The sequence below is a fragment of the Aminipila terrae genome, assembly GCF_010120715.1.
In the GTDB taxonomy this organism is placed as follows: domain Bacteria; phylum Bacillota; class Clostridia; order Peptostreptococcales; family Anaerovoracaceae; genus Aminipila; species Aminipila terrae.
Window position 1 is genome coordinate 561,721 of sequence record NZ_CP047591.1, and the last position, 19,468, is coordinate 581,188.

17 protein-coding genes, 2 pseudogenes and 1 riboswitch are annotated in these 19,468 nt (G+C 38.3%); of the genes and pseudogenes, 2 read left to right on the forward strand and 17 right to left on the reverse strand.

From position 1 onward, the window contains the following. Positions 1 to 81 precede the first annotated feature (81 nt). From Ami3637_RS02585 to Ami3637_RS02595, 3 genes are read right to left on the reverse strand one after another with little or no spacing between them, the layout of a single operon-like run. Entirely contained in the window at positions 82 to 1,650 is a 1,569-nt protein-coding gene (locus Ami3637_RS02585) for a SulP family inorganic anion transporter (protein ID WP_243158082.1), read from the reverse strand. 2 nt (positions 1,651 to 1,652) lie between these two features. After that, positions 1,653 to 2,216: an HdeD family acid-resistance protein gene (locus tag Ami3637_RS02590; RefSeq protein WP_162361191.1), complete on the reverse strand. Its 564-nt coding sequence runs from the start codon at positions 2,214 to 2,216 to the stop codon at positions 1,653 to 1,655. Between the two features lie 42 nt (positions 2,217 to 2,258). After that, entirely contained in the window at positions 2,259 to 2,627 is a 369-nt protein-coding gene (locus tag Ami3637_RS02595) for a universal stress protein (protein WP_162361192.1), read from the reverse strand. A gap of 155 nt (positions 2,628 to 2,782) precedes the next feature. Here Ami3637_RS02595 and dinB point away from each other — a divergent pair, with 155 nt between their 5' ends. Further along, a complete protein-coding gene (gene dinB, locus Ami3637_RS02600) occupies positions 2,783 to 4,021 on the forward strand; it encodes a DNA polymerase IV (protein WP_162361193.1) in 1,239 nt (412 codons plus the stop codon). 21 nt (positions 4,022 to 4,042) lie between these two features. Here dinB and Ami3637_RS02605 read toward each other — a convergent pair whose 3' ends face one another. Beyond that, positions 4,043 to 5,563 carry a DEAD/DEAH box helicase gene (locus Ami3637_RS02605; protein WP_162361194.1) on the reverse strand — a complete coding sequence of 507 codons (1,521 nt, stop codon included), beginning with the start codon at positions 5,561 to 5,563 and terminating at the stop codon, positions 4,043 to 4,045. A gap of 325 nt (positions 5,564 to 5,888) precedes the next feature. Here Ami3637_RS02605 and Ami3637_RS02610 point away from each other — a divergent pair, with 325 nt between their 5' ends. Next, entirely contained in the window at positions 5,889 to 7,739 is a 1,851-nt protein-coding gene (locus Ami3637_RS02610) for an EAL domain-containing protein (RefSeq protein WP_162361195.1), read from the forward strand. A 91-nt stretch (positions 7,740 to 7,830) separates the two neighbouring features. On the opposite strand, the gene Ami3637_RS02615 is transcribed toward Ami3637_RS02610, so the two are convergent. The 13 genes and pseudogenes from Ami3637_RS02615 to Ami3637_RS02660 form a co-directional block, all read right to left on the reverse strand. Continuing rightward, positions 7,831 to 8,472 (reverse strand): 4Fe-4S binding protein, encoded by a 642-nt coding sequence (locus Ami3637_RS02615; RefSeq protein ID WP_162361196.1) that lies wholly within the window; start codon positions 8,470 to 8,472, stop codon positions 7,831 to 7,833. A gap of 120 nt (positions 8,473 to 8,592) precedes the next feature. Beyond that, the gene (locus Ami3637_RS02620) at positions 8,593 to 9,108 is read right to left on the reverse strand and encodes a cob(I)yrinic acid a,c-diamide adenosyltransferase (protein WP_162361197.1); all 516 of its coding nucleotides are present in this window, start codon (positions 9,106 to 9,108) and stop codon (positions 8,593 to 8,595) included. Positions 9,109 to 9,162: 54 nt separating this feature from the next. Then, on the reverse strand, positions 9,163 to 9,618 hold the full coding sequence (locus tag Ami3637_RS02625) for a Fur family transcriptional regulator (protein WP_162361198.1): 456 nt from the start codon (positions 9,616 to 9,618) through the stop codon (positions 9,163 to 9,165). Between the two features lie 29 nt (positions 9,619 to 9,647). Further along, the gene (locus Ami3637_RS02630) at positions 9,648 to 10,484 is read right to left on the reverse strand and encodes a metal ABC transporter permease (protein ID WP_162361199.1); all 837 of its coding nucleotides are present in this window, start codon (positions 10,482 to 10,484) and stop codon (positions 9,648 to 9,650) included. Positions 10,485 to 10,490: 6 nt separating this feature from the next. Further along, positions 10,491 to 10,883: a metal ABC transporter ATP-binding protein gene (locus Ami3637_RS17795; RefSeq protein WP_279286684.1), complete on the reverse strand. Its 393-nt coding sequence runs from the start codon at positions 10,881 to 10,883 to the stop codon at positions 10,491 to 10,493. Next, entirely contained in the window at positions 10,865 to 11,251 is a 387-nt protein-coding gene (locus Ami3637_RS17800) for a metal ABC transporter ATP-binding protein (RefSeq protein ID WP_279286685.1), read from the reverse strand. Before Ami3637_RS17800 ends, Ami3637_RS17795 begins: the two co-directional genes overlap by 19 nt. Continuing rightward, complete coding sequence (locus Ami3637_RS02640; RefSeq protein WP_243158083.1) at positions 11,248 to 12,147, reverse strand: metal ABC transporter solute-binding protein, Zn/Mn family; 900 nt, start codon at positions 12,145 to 12,147, stop codon at positions 11,248 to 11,250. Before Ami3637_RS02640 ends, Ami3637_RS17800 begins: the two co-directional genes overlap by 4 nt. Before the next feature lie 614 nt (positions 12,148 to 12,761). Continuing rightward, positions 12,762 to 13,196: a glycine radical domain-containing protein gene (locus Ami3637_RS19040; RefSeq protein ID WP_330586905.1), complete on the reverse strand. Its 435-nt coding sequence runs from the start codon at positions 13,194 to 13,196 to the stop codon at positions 12,762 to 12,764. 51 nt (positions 13,197 to 13,247) lie between these two features. Beyond that, positions 13,248 to 14,989, reverse strand: a pseudogene (locus Ami3637_RS18900) (pyruvate formate lyase family protein); the annotation flags it as partial. Between the two features lie 78 nt (positions 14,990 to 15,067). After that, a riboswitch (ZMP/ZTP riboswitch) is annotated at positions 15,068 to 15,153 on the reverse strand. Positions 15,154 to 15,227: 74 nt separating this feature from the next. Continuing rightward, positions 15,228 to 15,512: an S-layer homology domain-containing protein gene (locus Ami3637_RS02650; protein ID WP_162361200.1), complete on the reverse strand. Its 285-nt coding sequence runs from the start codon at positions 15,510 to 15,512 to the stop codon at positions 15,228 to 15,230. Further along, positions 15,458 to 16,609 carry a transglutaminase domain-containing protein gene (locus tag Ami3637_RS02655; RefSeq protein ID WP_162361201.1) on the reverse strand — a complete coding sequence of 384 codons (1,152 nt, stop codon included), beginning with the start codon at positions 16,607 to 16,609 and terminating at the stop codon, positions 15,458 to 15,460. The genes Ami3637_RS02650 and Ami3637_RS02655 overlap by 55 nt, the downstream gene beginning before the upstream one ends. Positions 16,610 to 16,748: 139 nt before the next feature. After that, a complete protein-coding gene (locus tag Ami3637_RS19045) occupies positions 16,749 to 17,093 on the reverse strand; it encodes a hypothetical protein (protein ID WP_408609061.1) in 345 nt (114 codons plus the stop codon). A 12-nt stretch (positions 17,094 to 17,105) separates the two neighbouring features. Beyond that, positions 17,106 to 19,339 (reverse strand): annotated as a pseudogene (locus Ami3637_RS02660) (ATP-dependent Clp protease ATP-binding subunit); the annotation flags it as partial. Between the last annotated feature and the right edge of the window lie 129 nt (positions 19,340 to 19,468).

Here is a 19,468-nt window from a genome sequence, read left to right on the forward strand (position 1 = left end):
TTAATATGCTTTATAAATGGGAGTGTGCCATAATGATTGCATGCTCTGCACTACTGAACACATTCTCTTGGCCTACCATATCTATAATACCCCCCGCTGCATCTCTATAAGTACTTTCGGCTGGACACTGGTAAACATTACTTCTGTCCCCTGTTCATGTAATATATTTATCAGTTCTATCATTCCCTGAACGCCAGATAGATCAATAACAGGTACACCTCTCATGGAAAGGATAAGTACTTTGGTATTTTCAAGCTCTGACAGCTGCGTTATAAGCTTATCCACTACTGCAAAGAAAATGGTTCCCGTTAAATAAGCCACGCTGATTTTATCGGATATTCTTGGTATGTTTATACCGATATGTTCTAATTTCTCCTGGTCAATTTCACTAATAGTTACATCAATATCGGTTAGTCTGACTACAATCAATACTGCAGAAAAAGCTACCCCGATAATAATGGCCTGTGTTAAGTCAAGAACAACAGTAGCTCCCATGGTAATAAAGAATTTTGCCATACCAGATTTAAATTTATGTGAAAATATGTAATGTATGTTTTCCCAGTCGTTCATCCGCCAAGCAGTTACAATAAGCACCCCTGACAGTGCAGAAAGGGGAATGGCTGACATCACTGGTGCCAGAATAAACATAGAAAGCAGTAAAACAACTGAATGCATAATGCTTGTCACTCTGGTTTCACAACCAGCCTTAATCGCCACACTGGTTCTAGCTATGGCGGCAGTTGCTGGCACGCCTCCAAACAGCGGAATCACCATATTCCCAACCCCTTGTGCCATTAGTTCTACATCCCCGTTCAGCTTTTCGTGCTTCATTTTGCCTGCCGATGCCCCGCAAAGGAGACTTTCAATCATAGCCAGGGCTGCAATAGATAATGCGGGAATAAAGAAGTCCCAGAGTTCAACAGATTTTAATGTTTCAAAAGTCAGTCTGTCCTGTAAAAATAGTGTTTTGGGAATTTCTCCTACCACTGCTACATCAAACTTTGCAAAATAATTAAATACTAGTACAAAGATAAGAGAGGCCAGGGAGGATGGAACTTTCTCATTCCATTTCCTGGGCCATATAAGCATAATAATTATAACCATAATACCTATTGCCGCAGTATACGGGTCAGGGTTAAACCCCTTAGTGAAATAGGAGAAAAATTTTGTTATTGCCAGATCTCCACTGGAAGTAACATGAAAAAAGTTATCTAACTGACCTAATGCAATTATCACAGCGATTCCTGAAGTAAACCCAGTTATTACTGATGATGGAATAAAGTAAATCATTCTGCCAAGTTTCAGGATTCCTGCAATCACTAACATAAATCCTGCCAGAAAGCATGCTATTAAAATGCCCTGCATTCCATATTTAGCAGACAGGGTAACCAATATAGCCGTCATGGCTCCAGTCGGCCCTGAAATTTGGAAAGAAGCACCCGAAAGTGCTCCTATAATCATACCACCTATTATTGCTGTAACAAGACCTGCTGCTGCAGTAGCTCCGGATCCGACCCCAAAAGCAATGGCAAGAGGCAGTGCTACCGCAGCAACTGTCATACCTGACATCAAATCCTTTACAAATCTTTTACCATTGTATCCCGCAAATTCTGTTCTTAATTCTGATGCATACGTTTTTGCTAAGTTCATTTCTAATTTTGTGTCTCCTTTTCTCTGTCGCTATGTAAAAGATGATGATGTCTTTTAACATGGGGCATAGAAATACCAAATGTCAATATATTTATTCCCTGAATCAGGAAAAAGACCCCTATTAAAATTCCTAATGCTATCCCTACAAAACTAGCATTCAGGAAAGAAAAAATTCCAGCTATAGTGCTAATTACACCTAAGCCCATAGTCCATCCCCAGGACTTATTTTCCTGTTTTTTCAAAGTCATTGATCCCACAATCCGGTTTGATCCCGAAAACAGCATCCACATACCGAAAAACATCACTATGATTAAGTCTGTTACTAATTGATTAGACAGTACTATACAACCTAAAATTATTCCCACCAGGGCATCAGACAAAACCCATCCCATGCCTTCGGGCCTTTTTTTCATTTTTATAAATGCCCCTGCTACGATAATACCATTTATAAGCATGGCAATGCCTAAAACAAAAGCCAGTGCTGCAAAAGCTACCCCCTGATTAGCTACGCACCAAAGCCCTGTCAGTATCATCATTATCCCTGAAATAATTGTTAAAATTCTCACTAATTACTACCTCCATTCCCTGTACCATTTCATGCTCCATATCTATTGTGCTGGTACTACAATTAATTCGGCCTTGTCTTTAATCTTTTCACTAAATGAGCTGACTAAATTATCTTCCGTTTTTGCCTCTCCTGATTCGCCAAGAACAACATAAGAAATGTCATTCTTATCTACCAGATCCACTAAAGTATCTAAAACGTGATTAGACCTGACCACCGTTAAATTTGCGCCATATTCCAAAGCCTTTTCATATAAATACTCTAAAGCTTCGCCCTCCTGATTATTGCCCAAGAACTTGAACTGGTAATGTGCTACATGGATAATAAATAGCTCACCATCATCATGTCCGAGAAATTCATGTCCATACTTGATTAATCGTTCGCAGGTTTTTTGCTGGGTAACGCAAACCATAACATTTTTCATTAAGAATCCCCCTTTACATCTCCCTAATATAATAAACTTTGGGTTTACTTTTCAATGGACCGTTTAACTTATCAATTATACACTAGAAATTTAAATTTTTCTAGTATAAAATGCAATTAGACGTTTATGCAAAGGAGGGAACTATGGACAGAACCATTATTCATTGTGATATGAATGGTTTTTTTGCATCAGTGGAATTGCTTGCAAGACCAGATTTAAAAAATGTCCCTATGGCGGTAAGCGGGAATCCGGACAGCAGACATGGCATCATTCTGGCTAAAAATGAACTGGCTAAAAAATATGGGGTTGTAACTGCAGAAACCATTTGGTCTGCCAAAAAAAAATGCCCTGACCTGCAGCTGGTCCGTCCCCATCATGATAAATACAAAAAATATTCTCAACTGATTAATGCTGTATATTACCGATATACAGATATGGTTGAGCCTTTTAGCATCGATGAATCCTGGCTGGATGTTTCGGGAAGTCTGAAGCTTTTTGGGAGTGGCGTTCAGATTGCTGACCTGATTCGTGAAACCGTAAAACGAGAATTAGGGCTGACACTGTCTGCGGGTGTTTCATATAATAAGATTTTTGCAAAAATGGGCAGTGATTACAAAAAACCGGATGCCACTACTTTAATAACCCGGGATAATTTTAAAGAGTTGCTCTGGCCTATGGATATTTCAGAAATGTTCTTTGTTGGTTCTGCAACGGCTGCAAAATTAAAACGAACAGGAATCTTAACTATCGGTGACCTGGCTTGTACCAATAAATATGTATTGCAGGGCCTCCTAGGAAAGCAGGGTGGTATGCTTTATGATTATGCCAACGGTCTTGACGAAAGTCCCGTTGCCCATTCTTATGAAAAGCAAAAAATTAAATCAGTTGGAAATGGTATCACTTTCAGACGGAATCTTGCGACAACTGGTGATATACAGACTGCATTAAAAGCACTATCTGACACCGTTTCCAGTCGCTTACGTGCCTATCAGATGAAAGCTTCCGGAATCAAAATAGATATTAAAGATCCTTACTTTAAAACTATTTCAAGGCAGAAACAACTAGAATCCCCAACAAACATTACGGAAGAAATATATAGCTCTGCCTATGCACTTCTAAAAGCTTCCTGGACTCTTGGCAGTCCCATTCGGCTCTTAACGGTAACGGGAATAGGTCTGGTGAATGAAAATGAATCTGAGCAGCTTAGTTTTTTTTCAAAAAATAAAGAAATCCGGGAAAAAAGTACAAGTTTAGATAAAACCATGGATGCGATTCGCAGTAAATTTGGAGGTCAGTCCATAACTTTTGGTGGAATCCTGAAAAATGATTTAGGCATAGATTTGTTAGATGAAAATGAAGAAGAACAAGAAAGGGAGAATTAAATTCTCCCTTATTTTTATTGCTTATTTATTTTTATTGTAAGATTTGCTTCTGTTATCTCTTCCTGCTCCATCTTTGCCTCTGGCAGAATCACGTCTCCTGTCTCTGCCACGGTTTCTGTCAGAATTATATCCATTTCTGCTTTTCTGACGGCTTCCGCCTTTGTTTTTTATTAAATCATTAAATTTATCCCGTTTATTCAGAGTAAAATCATTGTCCAGTTCAGACTCTTCATAATTTCTACTGTCTAAATCGCTGAATTTCATTTTAAACAATGCAGCTGCAATATCCAGAGTAGTTATATCATCGGACTCTTCAAGAATTCTTTCAATGGCTTCTGTATATTTAGAATATCCTCCGGCTGACAGCGCTGCCATCACTTCTTCTGTGGCAGACTGAAGCTTCATGGACTCAATACTTGAAATAGTAGGAGGTTTTGTTCTTGTTATTCTTGACTTTGTATATCTTTCTATATCCTTAAGTTTATAAATATCTCTACCAAATACAAAAGAGTAAGAAACCCCCTTCTTTCCGGCTCTCCCTGTTCTTCCTATTCGATGAACATAATATTCTGAATCACTTGGTATATCATAGTTGAATACAGCCTCTACATCATTTACATCAATGCCCCTTGCTGCAACGTCTGTGGCAATCAGCAGTTCAACCTGCCCTTTTCTGAACTTATTCATTACCCGGTCACGTTCACGCTGTTTCATGTCGCCATGTAATGCTTCTGATGAGTATCCTCTGGCCTGAAGGGAGGTACAAAGTTCATCTACTTTCCATTTTGTATTGCAGAAAACAATGCCCAGTTTTACATTTTTAGCATCTATCAGCCTGCACAGCAGTTCCAGTTTTGAACTTTCTCTTACCTCAATATAATACTGCTCTATTGTATCAATGGTCACTTCTTTCTGTAAAGTCACCACATGCTCCGGATTATTCATATACAAATTTGCGATTTCCAGAATTCCTTTTGGCATGGTTGCCGAAAAAAGCATGGTCTGCCTTTCCGCTGGCAGCTCCGCAAAAATGGTATCTATATCCTCTCTGAAACCCATATTAAGCATTTCATCCGCTTCATCCAGTACAGCCATCTTCAGATTCTGAAATTTCAAGGTATGCCTTCTCATGTGGTCCATGATTCTTCCAGGTGTACCAATAATAATCTGTGGTCTGCCTTTCAGAGCTATGATTTGTCTTTCAATAGACTGTCCCCCATATATCGCTAAAGATTTAATACCTTTTTTATACTTGCAAAGACTTCTGAATTCTTCCGATACCTGAATTGCCAGTTCTCTGGTGGGGCATAAAACAAGTACCTGGACTCCCTGATGTTTCGTGTCAATCATTTCCACTGCTGGGATTCCAAAAGCACAAGTCTTTCCCGTACCAGTCTGTGCCTGCCCAATCACATCATGTCCTTCCATGACTACCGGAATTGCCTTTGACTGTATTGGAGTTGCTTCTTCAAATCCCATAAAGTCCAATGCTTTTTTCATAGCATCCGACAAGTTTAATTCTTTAAAATTTAAGTTTTCCATTTATTTCCTCATTTCGTAATTAATCGCAAAATGCGATACACAATCATATTATTATATTTTTAAATTCTTCCAATGTCAAACTATTTATGTTAATTTATTTTAATTAATTATTATTTTGAGCCGATATATGTGTTATAATTATAATTTAATATTAGTAAACGCTATTTTAAAATAAATTACATTAATAAGGTATTTTGTTATGGTTAAAAAAAATGTCAAACAAAACAAACAATCAGTCTGTCTGGATTTTCGCACTATTGCAGTAAAAATATCTTTTTTTCTGTTTCTTCTTATTATAGGCGAAGCAGCCGTTTTTATGTGTTTCATGAACATAAATAATATGCTGGCTGCAGCTGCCTCTATAGCTGTAGGTATTATTATGGCCGTGACTATTACTAAAATACTTACATCTCCTCTAAAGAAAATGATACTTACAATCAATAAAAGTGATTCTGTCCATCCTATTTCTTTACAGAAAACAAATATCAGGGAACTGGATATGCTTGCCGCAACCATTGAGCGACTCAGCTCAACTACAACCGATACGGTATCCAAAATATCTGATGTATTAGATGTGGCGGGCAGGGCCATGGCCATTTATCAGGTATATGAAGATGCCGGAGAGGTTTATATTACCAGAAATCTCTTTTCTATTTTAGAAGAAACGGACACAACCCTTTACCAGACAGGGTTTATTCCTGCCAATGTATTCAAAGCCAAAATGTCCAGATTTCAACGTTATCTGATTCCTAACCATTCAACAGGAAACAGCAATGTATTTCACCTGGAGCGTGATAATAATTCTTCAAAATGGATCAGGATTACCACTATACAGGGGGACAATAAGGAACTGGGTCTGATCGAGGACATCACTGAGGAAATGCTTAAAAACACAAAAATGGAATTTGAGCGGGATTATGATATTCTTACAAGCCTGTTAAACCGAAGAGCATTTTATGCAAATGTACAGAAATCCTTTTCTAATTCCAGGGAATTGAAAATTGCTGCAATGCTTTCCATTGATTTGGATAATCTAAAATTTATCAATGATAACTGCGGACATGATTATGGAGACGAATACATCCGTTCCATGGCGAATGTAATGAATTTAACCTGCAGACCCAATACGATTCTTTCAAGATTTGGCGGTGACGAGTTTGCTATATTTATGTTTGGATATGAATCAAAAGATGAACTGAGAGCAGAAATAATAAGGCTAAATATTGCTATCAACAATAAAACTTTTAATATGCCTGATGGAACCACTACTCATTTAAGCGCTTCCATAGGTATCTCCTGGTATCCAGAAGACTCTGCCTCCTATACCCAGCTCATTAAATATGCAGACTTTGCCATGTACTCTGTAAAGAAGTCCACCAAAGGAGCTTTTGCAGATTTTGTACTCAGCGATTATGAAAAGGCTTCTTATCTGGTAGGCATGTCTGATTATCTGGGAGAGTTTATAAAGAATAAAATGTTTGAGTATACGTTTCAGCCCATTATCAGTGCTAAAACCGGGGAGATTCATGCTTATGAGGCTTTTATCCGATCTAAGCATCCCTCCATTAAAAATCCTAGGCAATTATTTGAGCTGGCCAAATCCAGAGTTGAGCTTTATGAAATAGAAAGACTCACATGGAATGAAGCACTGACTGCTTTTGAAGCATTAAACGCCAAGCCTTCCACCAAACTATTTATTAACTCCATTTCTGACCAGATTCTTAACAGCCAGGATTTGAGCAGTATCGAAAGGAATTTCTGTCATCTTCTGAAACAAGTTGTAGTTAAAGTTCATGACAATGGTCACACAAATATCGATTACACCAAAGCTAAGCTGGATTTTGTCCGACTCTGGGGAGGAGAAATTGCTATAGGCGATTATGGTACAGACTCCTATGATGAAGAAGCCTTTAGCACCCTTTCACCAAAATATTTAAAAATGGATATTTCCATAACCCAGAACCTTTCACGGGACAAAAACAGATATAAACTGGTGGAAAGTATTGTTACCTTTGCTCACCAGAGGAAAATATCTGTCATTGCAGAAGGTATTGAAAAAACAGAAGATATGTTTGCCTTAACAGATATTGGTGTTGACTACTTACAGGGTTTCCATATCTGCAAACCTGCACCTAACCCCCTTCAAGGCTGGCCATTACTACAGCACAGATTGTAAACTACAATAAGCGGAAATCAGATAAATTAATTATATAGCATAAGAAGGGGCTCTTTTCAAGAGTCCCTTCTTTGTTTTCTTTTACAAAATCCTAATAGCTAATTGACTTTTTCGGACATGAGATTACGCACTTTCCACACTGGATGCAATCTGCATGGTTTATTGCACTGCCTTTATATTTATAAGGAATGATTCCTAATGAACATTGTTTTTCACAGATTTTACAGGATACACAGTCGTCAGATACATGTAGTACCTTTTTATTTTTTCTGAGGACCGATATAAGTGATGCCAGCGTTCCCATAGGACAGAAATGACACCAGGTCCTGTGATTATAAAATAGTGAAAATGTGATACCTATAACTGTGGTTATAACAATCATTCTGTAGAAAACAAAACCGATGCCATAAAGGTCTCCCCAATTATCTCTGACTCCCAGTGTAAACATGGTCATCATGGCTGTTAAAATGAACGCCCGGAAAATGTAAGACTTAAAAAATTCAGGCACTTTCCTTTTATTACTGAATCTGGAAACCACATGATCATAGAAACTACCTCTGGGGCAGATATTGCCACACCAGTACCTGCCTTTAAATATGGCAAGAATAACAGGGGCTGCCATGCAGACACCTGCTGCAACAGCAAATCTAAAATCAAATAAGCTTAAGAATATAAAAATAAGCAATAGTATAAACGAATATTTTTTCCATAATTTCTGAAAGTTTTTTAACATTAGTTCCTCCGGTTTAATTAATCCTATATTGTTATTTCTTTACTAAGTATATCAATATAAATTTTAATATCTGTGACATTATCACATAATTAAACCAGATGCTTGCTATTCTGTATTTTTTTAACAGTCTATTCCCTTTCGTGACATAACGCCCTGACTGTAATAATGCTTAATTTCTTTTATTTCACTTACCAGATCAGCCATATCTATAATTTTTTCCGTAGCATATCTTCCAGTGAGAACCACCTCAGTCTTATCATGTTTAGATTGAACTACTGAAATAATTTCTTCTTCCGAAAGCAAATGGAAATAAAGAGCAATAGTAATTTCGTCCATTACCACAACATCATATTCCCCACTTGAAAGTGCTTTCTGGCAACAGTCCAAACCTGCCTTTGCCCTTTTTCTATCATCTTCATCCGGGTTTCTTCCAACAAGGCAGCCAGTTCCATATTGTTCAATTTTAATTTCCGGAATCAATTCCGTACATTTTGTTTCTTCATAAGCCATACCCTTGATAAATTGTCCTATGTAAACTTTTTTTCCCGACATGGCTGCTCTTAAAGCCAGTCCGAACGCAGCCGTGGTCTTTCCTTTTCCATTTCCCGTATATACCTGAATATATCCTTTTTCCAAAGTACAACCTCCTGTTCTGTATTTGAAAGAACCTCATTTATTAACACATAAGAATTAATCTTCTATATTCTGCTTTCCAATGCCTTTTCGCTGGCATTCTGGACAATACCCATACACGTCCAGTTTATGTCCTGTTATTCTAAAACCCGTGTTATTCTCAAGTACCTTTTCATAATCGTGCAGGGGGCAGTTTTCTATGGAAGTAATTTTTTTGCAGCCCATGCACACAAGGTAATGCTTATGAACTCTGTTATTATATTCAAATAAAGCCTTATTTTCATTTGTAACACTATGCTTCAAAATCAGTTCTTTATCAATTAAAGTCTCCAACGTCCTGTATACGGTGGATATATTAATGGACACATTTTTTTCTTTCAGATCACAGTATATCTGCTCTGCACTAACTGGCTGGCTGGCATCCCTTAAGAACTCCAGAATAGTAGTCCTGTGCTTTGTGTTTTTCAAGCCGCTTTCCTTTAATATATTCTCATCTATTTTATCTTTTTCCATATTTCCCCTCATTCTTGTTATGCTATAGTTTAAATGCTCTCCAGTCTTCCATCCTGAATCTTTTTATGCATATAGCGCACTCCATAACATAAAAGATAGCATAAAACCGATAGGATTACTATAGCTGCCCCAGATGCCATATTTGTAGCATAAGATATCCACAAACCAGCAAAGCAGAAAATATTTCCAAAAATAATTGCATACACCATTCTGTTCTTTAATTTATCCGAAAAATTTTCTGATACGGCAGCCGGTGCCGTCAGCAGAGACAGCACAAGGATAATGCCTACAACACGTATAAGTACCACAACAGTCATTGCCACAAGAATCAGCAGCAGATATTCCAGCAAAGCAGTTCTTATCCCAATAATTGAAGCAAATTCTTCATCAAAAAGATAGGCCTTCCAGTCATTGAATAAGGCAATAATAATAAAAACTACAGCAACAGTCAGTCCCAGCATTAAATAAAGATCCGACTTGGTTACCGACAAAATATTCCCGAAAAGATAAGAAGTCAAATCTGGTGGATACCCTTTCATCAGTGAAATAAACAGAATTCCCAGAGCCATTCCCAGAGACCAGAATAAGGCGATGACAACATCCGAACGGGCTCCCCCTTTTCTCTTAATCAGACCTATTCCTAATGCTGCTCCTACTGAAAAAGCAAAGGCTCCCAGAATTGGTTCAAAACCCAGAAGATAACCAAGTCCCACTCCTCCATAAGAAGTGTGGGCGATTCCTCCACTCATCATCACCAGTTTTTTTTCTACAATAACCACCCCAATAATACCGCAGACTATACTGGACAAAATTCCTGCACAGATAGCATTTTGTAAAAATTCATATTCTGCAATTGCATGTATCAACTTACTTTACCTCCTCACGTTGCAGGCTGTCTTTACGGAATCTGCCTCCCCAGTCAGTTCCACAGGGCATCCATAAAGATTTGTAGAAACTTTTTCTGTAAGTTCAGGTTTTCCATAATAAATTAATTCCTCATTCAGACAAACCAGTTTGCTTACCTGTGAGGATACTGCCAGCAAATCATGACTGACCAGAATGATAGTCATTTCTTTGTTTAATTCTTCAAGAAGTCTGTATATCTGATCTCTTGAACTTACATCAACACTGGCTGTGGGCTCATCCAGAATCAGAATCTTAGGATTCACCGCCAGAGCTCTGGCAATAAGCATTCTTTGGAACTCGCCTCCTGAAAGAGCAGAAATCTGTCTGTCCGCAAGATGCTCTATACCAACCCTTTCCAAGGCCTCATATGCCTTTTCCCTGTCCTCGGATCGGAACTTAAAAAAGGAGATAGTCCCTGATTTAATCTCCCTGTCAATACCACTTCCAGTACCGAAATAGGGAACCGCTTATCCATTGAAGCAAGCTGGGGCACATAGCCCATTAGTTTTCTATTTCTGGTAAGCTTTTTATCGAAAATCTCAATTTTACCGCTGTGAACAGGTATTAGTCCTAAAATAGCTTTTAGGAGAGTAGTCTTTCCTCCTCCATTTGGACCTATTATCCCTACATATTCTCCTTCAGGGATATCCAGACTGACTCCTGAAACTGCCAGTGTCTGCCCATAATACACAGTTACATTTTCTATTTTGACAGCAATCTTATTCACTGCATTACCTCCGCCATTGTTTGTGCCATTTTTTTTAGATTATTAATATAATCTCCTGATAAAGGTTGCAATTTCATGGTTTTTCCACCTATCTCCTCTGCGAAAGCCTCTGACTGGCTGCTGTCTATTTCTTCCTGATAAAAAATAACTTTAATATTTTCTTTTTTAGCAAGATCTATCATTTCTTTTAAATGCTGTATGGTAGATTCCTTTCCCTCTTCTTCTAAGGCATACATCTGCAACCCATAATCTTCTGCAATGTAACCAAATGCAGGATGATACACGATAAATTTCCTGTTCTTTACGGCCTTCAGGGAATCAGATATTTCCTTATCCAGATTGTCCAGCTGCTTTATATAGTTATCTGCATTGGCTTTGTAAATATCTTTATTTCCTTTGTCCAGTCTTCCCATTTCTTCTGCAATGGCCATTACCATAACCTTGGCTCTTTTGGGGGAAAGCCAGATATGTGGATCCCGTTCCCCTGACTCAAAAGTCCTGTCAGGATAAACTTTTGAAACTTTGTCTTCCAGATGAACAATATTTAGATTTCCGGCACTTGGTAATATATTCGCCGCTTCTGTTGGTACACCTATTGTAAAATAAACACTTGCTTTAGAGAATTTTTCCTTTTCCTGTGGTACTGGTTCATAATTTTCAGGACTGCTTCCCGGAGGAACCATAGTAATAACTTCTGCCAAATCTCCGCAAACGGCCTCAACAAAAGTTTTTTCCGGAACAATGGTTACTGCCACAATAGGTTTTGATGGTTTCACGGCCTGTCCTTCTGATTTATCTGCATTGTCCTTCTGACCGGTATTACAACCAGTAAATGCCATTAAACATGCAACAATTATGAAGCATGAAATAAATTTTAAACTTTTTCTTATTTTCATCCTATTCCCCTTAATTAAATTCCTGTACTTCAAAAATTCAGTCCTTTGTATTTTGCAAACGAGTTGCATTTGCATAAATATTATACCCCTAGCTATTTTATATTTCAAGTTAACTTTTAAGATTATCTCCAAAAAAAGGAAAAATAATAAATTGACTTATTTCTTAAGAGGGTGCACATGAAATCTTTTATTCTGTTGTTGCTACCATGAATTTCATTTTTAATTAAATTCCGGTAGGTTTTTGCAAATTTATCCTTAAGTTTTGACACTTTGTTAGCTTTTTTATTGAAATGTCTACCATAAAGTTTCAACTTTCATAAAATACGGTAGCATTTGCCAAAAATGCTACCGTAGATTTTGTTTTTTTATAATTATAAGAGCAAAAAACTTATTCTTATAATTGTGTTGTGGCACTTCGTTAAATTAAAATCTTTAGTCATAAAATCACAGCAAATTGATATTTGTTAAAAACAATAGACCATATTTAGGTTATTCTTCTCCTATTAATAATTCGGTGATCTCAGTTTGGCTGTCTAATCATCCTAATTAGCAAAAAAGGCTGCTGCAAAATATCAGTCATTTTTGCAACAGCCCCTTTGAAAGTTCCTATTTATTTAAACAGCCATATGGAATGTACGTGCAATGACTTCCCTCTGCTGTTCTTTGGATAACTTATAGAAATTAACTGCATACCCTGAAACCCGGATTGTAAGATTAGGATACTGTTCAGGGTGTACATAAGCATCCATGAGCACTTCCCTGTTCAGTACATTAACATTCAGATGATGGGCTCCCTGTGAAAAATATCCTGTCATCAGATCTGTTAAATTACTGATTCGCTGCTCGCTTGTTTTGCCCAGGGCATCAGGCACAATAGTAAAAGTGTTTGAAATTCCATCCCTGCACACATCATAAGATAGCTTTGCCACAGAATTCAGGCTGGCCAGAGCACCATTTTTCTCACGGCCACTCATAGGATTAGCCCCTGGGGCAAGGGGTTCCCCCATTCGCCTTCCATCAGGAGTATTTCCGGTTTTCTTTCCATACATGACATTTGAAGTAATGGTTAAAATGGATAAAGTGTGTACTGCATCTCTGTATAAAGAGTACTCACGCAAAGATTTATAGAATTTTTCCACCTGTTCATAGGCGATTATATCGACTCTGTCGTCATCATTCCCAAACATGGGGAATTCCCCCTCCACGATGAAATCTGTTATTAATCCGCTTTCTTCATCTCTTACACACTTGACCTTTGCATATTTTACGGCGGAAAGAGAATCCGCCAGGCAGCTCATGCCTGCTATTCCAAAGGCCATCAGTCGTCGGACTTCACTATCGTGCAACGCCATCTGGCTTTTTTCATATGCATATCTGTCATGCATAACATGGATAATATTCAAAGCATCAACATAAGTTTTAGCCAGCCATGTTCTGTAAAAATCCATTCTCTCCAGCAGACGGTCATAATCCAGGTATTCCTCTTCCCAGACAGGCATCTTGGGAGCTACCTGAATCTTCTTCAGTTCATCTGCACCGCCATTTACAGCGTAAAGCATTAGTTTAGCCAGATTTGCCCGGGCCCCGAAAAACTGCATGTCTTTCCCTACTCTCATAGCAGATACGCAGCAGGCGATGGCATAATCGTCTCCATATACTGGTCTCATGATGTCATCATTTTCATACTGTAGTGCATCGGTTTCTATGGATACCCTGGCAACGTAATTCTTCCAGTTCTTTGGAAGCTCTTTTGACCATAATACGGTCAAATTAGGCTCTGCACTTGGTTTAAGATTATATAAAGTATGTAACATACGGTAACAGGTTTTTGTGACCATATGCCTGCCATCTTCACCCATTCCTCCTACTGCTTCTGTTATCCACATAGGATCTCCACCAAACAGTTCATTATATTCAGGTGTTCGCAGATGTCTTGCGGCTCTTAATTTCATTACAAAATCATCCATGATCTCCTGTGCTTCTTCTTCCGAAAGAGTTCCTTCTTTTAAATCTCTCTCAAAATATATATCCAGGAAGGTAGACACCCTTCCAAGGCTCATGGCAGCGCCGTTTTGTTCTTTTATGGCTGCAAGATATGCGAAGTATAACCATTGTACAGCTTCTTTGGCAGATTCTGCAGGACGTGAAATATCATATCCGTATTCCATTGCCATAGTTTCCATATCTTTTAAAGCTTTTATCTGATCAGCCAGTTCCTCTAAAACCCGAATATTCTCTGCTGTAACGCTTTCTTGTTCCAGTTCTTCTTTATCAGACTTTTTCATATTTATCAGGAAATCTATTCCATATAAAGCAACTCTTCTATAATCCCTATGATGCGTCCACGGCCATATGCATCGGGAAGTCCTGTAATAATACCCGCTTTTCGTGCTGCAAGAATATCTTTCGTATAAGCATCAAACACAGCATCATTATGTGTCTTATGCTGGCTGAACTGCATTTCTATCTTCTCAGATACTTTTTCTCCATACTCGTCGCAGGCATTGTGCACCATACGCATTCCTCCAAAAGGATTGCATGCCCGTTTCAGAGGCTCATCTGTCTGGAGTCCCACTATAACCTCATCTTCCCTGCATATATAACCAGCTTTAAAAGCAGTCGGCGTTATTACCGTTTTAGTATCAATTGCATATACACCACCTTTTTGCTGTTCCCTGCGAAGGAGCTCATCAAAACGCTCCCTCATACGAAGGGTCCTTGGTGTAGGTTCTGCTAAAAAACTTTCGTCTCCATTATAAGGAATATAGTTTTTCTGAATAAAATCTCTTACATCAATCTTTTCACTCCAACTGCCTTTTTTATAACTCTTCCATTCTTTCATTTTTGCCAACTCCTTTTTTACATTTCCTTATGCCATCAAAAGCAGCTGCCAAAAAATAAAAGGGCAGCACCACTAATATGGCACTGCCCAGACGGTCGGCATTTGATCTGTTTTTGTTTCCCGGTGGTTTAGCCCACCTATTTCCGTCAGTCGCAAAAACAGTTTATATAAAATATATAGCATATAAAAAACATCTTGTCAACAAACATATTTGCCTATCAGACACTAACTTACTGCTTTAAATTTTTCCCAATGAATCCACATTATAAATCATATGTACTACATCCGCCCGGTTCAAATCAGCAAATGCTGTTCTGCCTTCATTAATATAGCCTAACTCCACTGCTTTTACATCCGAAGTCTTATATTCATATCCTTGGGTTATACCTGTAGCCCGCAGCATTACTGTACAAAAATCCAGTTTGTTTGCCTTCTTATTTGATCCATATAAGCCATTACTGATTCCCTTTACAAGCCCTTTGTCATAGCAGTAACCAACATATTGCCTGGCCCATTCCGGCACGTCAGTAAATACACATTTATCTCGATAAAATTGACCATTTGCCTCAAGTTCTGCCATGCCCCTGTGACTCTTGTAAGGATTACTGCCATCTCTGCTCTGGTCAGGCCTTCTTCCAGACGGTATCCCCTGTCATCCCCCGTAAAAAGGTCTTTTTTCTTTAATGCATCTGCTTCATATATCTGATCATTTCTATAAATTGTATGATATACGTTGTCCGCAACTCTTTCATTTGCATCATAGATATCCTTATGTCCTGTTTTTTTATAAAAAGCACTTTTACTTAATAACAGAAAATCTTCTGTAGGTTTTCCTCCAATAGGATCATCAAAAGTGATATCATTATAATACCATTTGCCATCAATTCTACATCTGCTCCACGCATGGTCCACATCATTACCAGATTTGCCTATAATGGTCTCTGCGGGAATGTCCAGTTCATCTAATATACTCTTAAAGGCATATGCATAACCCATGCATACAGCTTCTCCGTGTAAAAGAGGTCCAGTAGAAGACCATAACCACTCCTGGGTCTCTGTATCATAATCTTTAATGTATTCCGTGTTTGTAGTAATATATTTATTTACAAGCCGTACCATTTTCTTTTTTGAATCCGTCTGGCTTTTTATATCTTCAGCAATTTCTTTTGCCTTAACCCGGGCTTTTGCCACATCTGCAGCTTCCAGAACAGTTACGCCGGCTGTTAGTCTGGTAAGATAAACAATACCTGAAGTTCTGTAACCTTTTAGCTGACCTGTGGTTCCTGTTATGGAATAATCTCTGCATTCAGTCAGAAATAAATCTATATTTGAGTTATTTGCATCCGTAGCAAATTCGTCTAAAGCTACATTATCTGACTCTGTGTTCGCTGCCTGTTTTTTACCAGGGGCCACCTTCGACTCCACTTCGGCTTTAAAAGTTTCTTCACCTGACGGGATTCCCTGATTAAGCTGCCTGTCAATCTGATTCGATAATTCTACCCCCATTCTGACATATTCTAAATTGGAATTGTCCTCGTTTGCTGCCAGAGCTACACTTGGATTTCCTCCTGCCATCAGGCAGGAGGATAACATAATTGCCATAATTCTCTTTTTAATCAAAACTGTGCCCACCCTTAATCTTTTGTGAAATTATACTATGTACAGCATATTTTTTCAACCACTGAACGCCTATAAAAAAACTTCGGTACTGTGTATAAATCATTGATTACACACAGTCCAAAGTTTTTTATCCTTTTATTTACTGAACTTTAAATTCCAGCTTTTCCCCATCAGAATCAAGTAATATCTTACTTCCATCCATAATCTGCCCTTTAATAATCATGGCTGCAATTTCCGTTTCAATATGTTTTTGTAAATACCTCTTAACCGGTCTTGCCCCATAAGCAGGAGTATAGCTTTCATCTGCAATTAATCTCTTTGCATCATCAGTCAGTTCAATGGCTATATTTTTATCCTGTAACCTTTCCTTCAGGGAAATCATAGAAATATCTATAATCTTAGTAATCTGATTTTCTGTAAGTGGTGAAAATACAACAATATCATCAATTCTGTTCAGGAACTCAGGTTTAAAATATTTCTTCATTTCATCTGAAACCTGTTCTTTTACCTGATCATCTATGGTTCCGTCCTGATTGATGTTATCAATCAGATATGGACTTCCGATATTTGAAGTCATAATCACTATAGTATTTTTAAAATCAACTGTCCTTCCCTGATTATCCGTTAAGCGTCCATCATCCAGAAGCTGAAGCAAAATATTAAACACATCCGGATGTGCTTTTTCTATTTCATCAAATAGAATAACACTGTACGGTCTTCTTCTGACCGCCTCTGTAAGCTGGCCCCCTCATCATATCCCACATATCCTGGGGGAGCTCCCACTAACCTTGAAACGGAATGTTTCTCCATATATTCTGACATGTCAATCCGAATCATATTTTTTTCCGTATCAAACAAAGCTTCAGAAAGAGACTTGGCCAGTTCGGTCTTACCTACGCCAGTAGGTCCAAGAAAGATAAAGGAACCTATGGGTCTGTTGGCCGGTTTAAGTCCTGCTCTGGCCCTTAAAACAGCCTCCGAGACTACGGTTACTGCTTCTTCCTGTCCAATTACCCTCTTATGAAGGATTTCAGGCAGTTTAAGAAGCTTTTCTCTTTCAGATTCTACCAGACGGCTTACAGGGATTCCTGTCCACCCTGCTACTACTTCAGCAATTTCTTCTTCTGTAACTTCTTCCTTTAATAGCTTTCTTTCTGCCTTTTCTTTTTGGACATTTTCTGCTTCCTGAAGCTTTTTCTCCAGTTCAGGCAGAGTTCCATATTTCAATTTTGCCAGAAGTTCTAAATCATATTTTCTTTCAGCATCTTCTATCTGGTGTCTGACATCTTCAACCTGTTGTTTCACCGCCTTTAAATCTGTAATAGATTTCTTTTCATTTTCCCACTGTGCTCTCATGGAGGCATTTTCTGCCTTTAATTCAGAAAGCTCCTTTTCTAAGTTTTCCAGCCTCTGCATGGAAGCCTTGTCTTTTTCCTTTGAAAGCGCCTGTTTCTCAATCTCAAGCTGCATGATTTTCCTTGAAATTTCATCCAGCTCAGACGGAAGACTATCAATTTCAGTTCTGATTTTTGAAGCCGCTTCATCCATAAGGTCGATAGCTTTGTCTGGTAAAAATCTGTCACTGATGTACCGGTCTGAAAGCGTTGCGCAGGCAATTAACGCACCATCCGTAATTCTTACTCCATGATGTATTTCAAACCGTTCCTTTAGTCCTCTTAAAATGGAAATCGTATCTTCTACAGTTGGCTGATCAACAAGGACTTTCTGGAAACGTCTTTCCAGTGCCGCATCTTTTTCAATATACTTTCTGTACTCATCTAAAGTGGTGGCTCCGATGCAGTGCAGTTCTCCCCGTGCAAGCTTTGGTTTAAGCAGATTACCAGCATCCATGGATCCCTCCGTCTTTCCCGCACCTACTATGTTGTGGATTTCATCTATAAACAGTATAATCCGGCCTTCTGATTTTTCAACTTCATTTAAAACTGCCTTCAGCCTTTCCTCAAACTCTCCTCTGAATTTTGCTCCAGCGATCAGTGCTCCCATATCCAGAGCAAAGATTGTTTTGTCTTTCAACCCTTCAGGCACATCTCCATTTAAAATTCTTTGAGCCAGACCCTCTACAACAGCAGTCTTTCCAACACCAGGTTCACCAATCAGAACCGGATTATTCTTTGTTCTTCTGGATAGAATCTGTATGGCATGGCGGATTTCTGCATCTCTTCCAATGACTGGATCAAGTTTTCCATCCCTTGCCATTTCAACCAGGTCTCTTCCGTACTTGCTTAAAGCTTCATAGTTTTCTTCCGGATTCTGGCTTGTAACTCTCTGGTTGCCTCTTACTTTAGTAAGATTTTGCAGGAATTTTTCTTTTGTTATATCATATTTTTTAAAGATTTTTCCAGAAACCGTTTGCTTTTCTTCAAGCAATGCCAGATAAATGTGTTCCACACTTACATATTCATCTTTAAAGTTTGAAGCAATTTTTTCTGCCTCCATCAAAAGCTTACTCAAACGTTTTGTGGAATAAATGTTATCGTTACCTCCAGCCACTTTAGGCAGTTTATCCAGTTCTTGCCTTATATCTCGTATTATTTCCTCAGGATTTATCCCCATATATTGAATCAGTTTGGGAATAAGACCTTCTTGCTGCTCCATTAAAGCCAGATGTAAATGCTCTCCGTCCAGCTGCTGATGTCCCTCCTGAATTGCGATATTCTGACAATCCATTATTGCCCCTTGTGCATTTTGTGTATATTTATCAAAATTCATTAATCTTCCCTCCCTTAAATGTTTTTTCCTTATGATGTTATCTTATACCAGCAGATTCAAAAAGTAAATACTTTTTTAGCACTCACCAAGCAAGAGTGCTAACAACATCCTGCTAAGTATTGAAATTTC

What these genes read in the sequence shown, in the direction of transcription:
- Ami3637_RS02640 (WP_243158083.1), bottom strand. Translation starts at nt 12,147, where the DNA reads ATGAAAATAAGAAAAAGTTTAAAATTTATTTCATGCTTCATAATTGTT.
- dinB (WP_162361193.1), top strand. Translation starts at nt 2,783, where the DNA reads ATGGACAGAACCATTATTCATTGTGATATGAATGGTTTTTTTGCATCA.
- Ami3637_RS02625 (WP_162361198.1), bottom strand. Translation starts at nt 9,618, where the DNA reads ATGGAAAAAGATAAAATAGATGAGAATATATTAAAGGAAAGCGGCTTG.
- Ami3637_RS19045 (WP_408609061.1), bottom strand. Translation starts at nt 17,093, where the DNA reads ATGAAGAAATATTTTAAACCTGAGTTCCTGAACAGAATTGATGATATT.
- Ami3637_RS02610 (WP_162361195.1), top strand. Translation starts at nt 5,889, where the DNA reads ATGAACATAAATAATATGCTGGCTGCAGCTGCCTCTATAGCTGTAGGT.
- Ami3637_RS02615 (WP_162361196.1), bottom strand. Translation starts at nt 8,472, where the DNA reads ATGTTAAAAAACTTTCAGAAATTATGGAAAAAATATTCGTTTATACTA.
- Ami3637_RS02585 (WP_243158082.1), bottom strand. Translation starts at nt 1,650, where the DNA reads ATGAACTTAGCAAAAACGTATGCATCAGAATTAAGAACAGAATTTGCG.
- Ami3637_RS19040 (WP_330586905.1), bottom strand. Translation starts at nt 13,196, where the DNA reads ATGTATGGAAAGAAAACCGGAAATACTCCTGATGGAAGGCGAATGGGG.
- Ami3637_RS02605 (WP_162361194.1), bottom strand. Translation starts at nt 5,563, where the DNA reads ATGGAAAACTTAAATTTTAAAGAATTAAACTTGTCGGATGCTATGAAA.
- Ami3637_RS02595 (WP_162361192.1), bottom strand. Translation starts at nt 2,627, where the DNA reads ATGGTTTGCGTTACCCAGCAAAAAACCTGCGAACGATTAATCAAGTAT.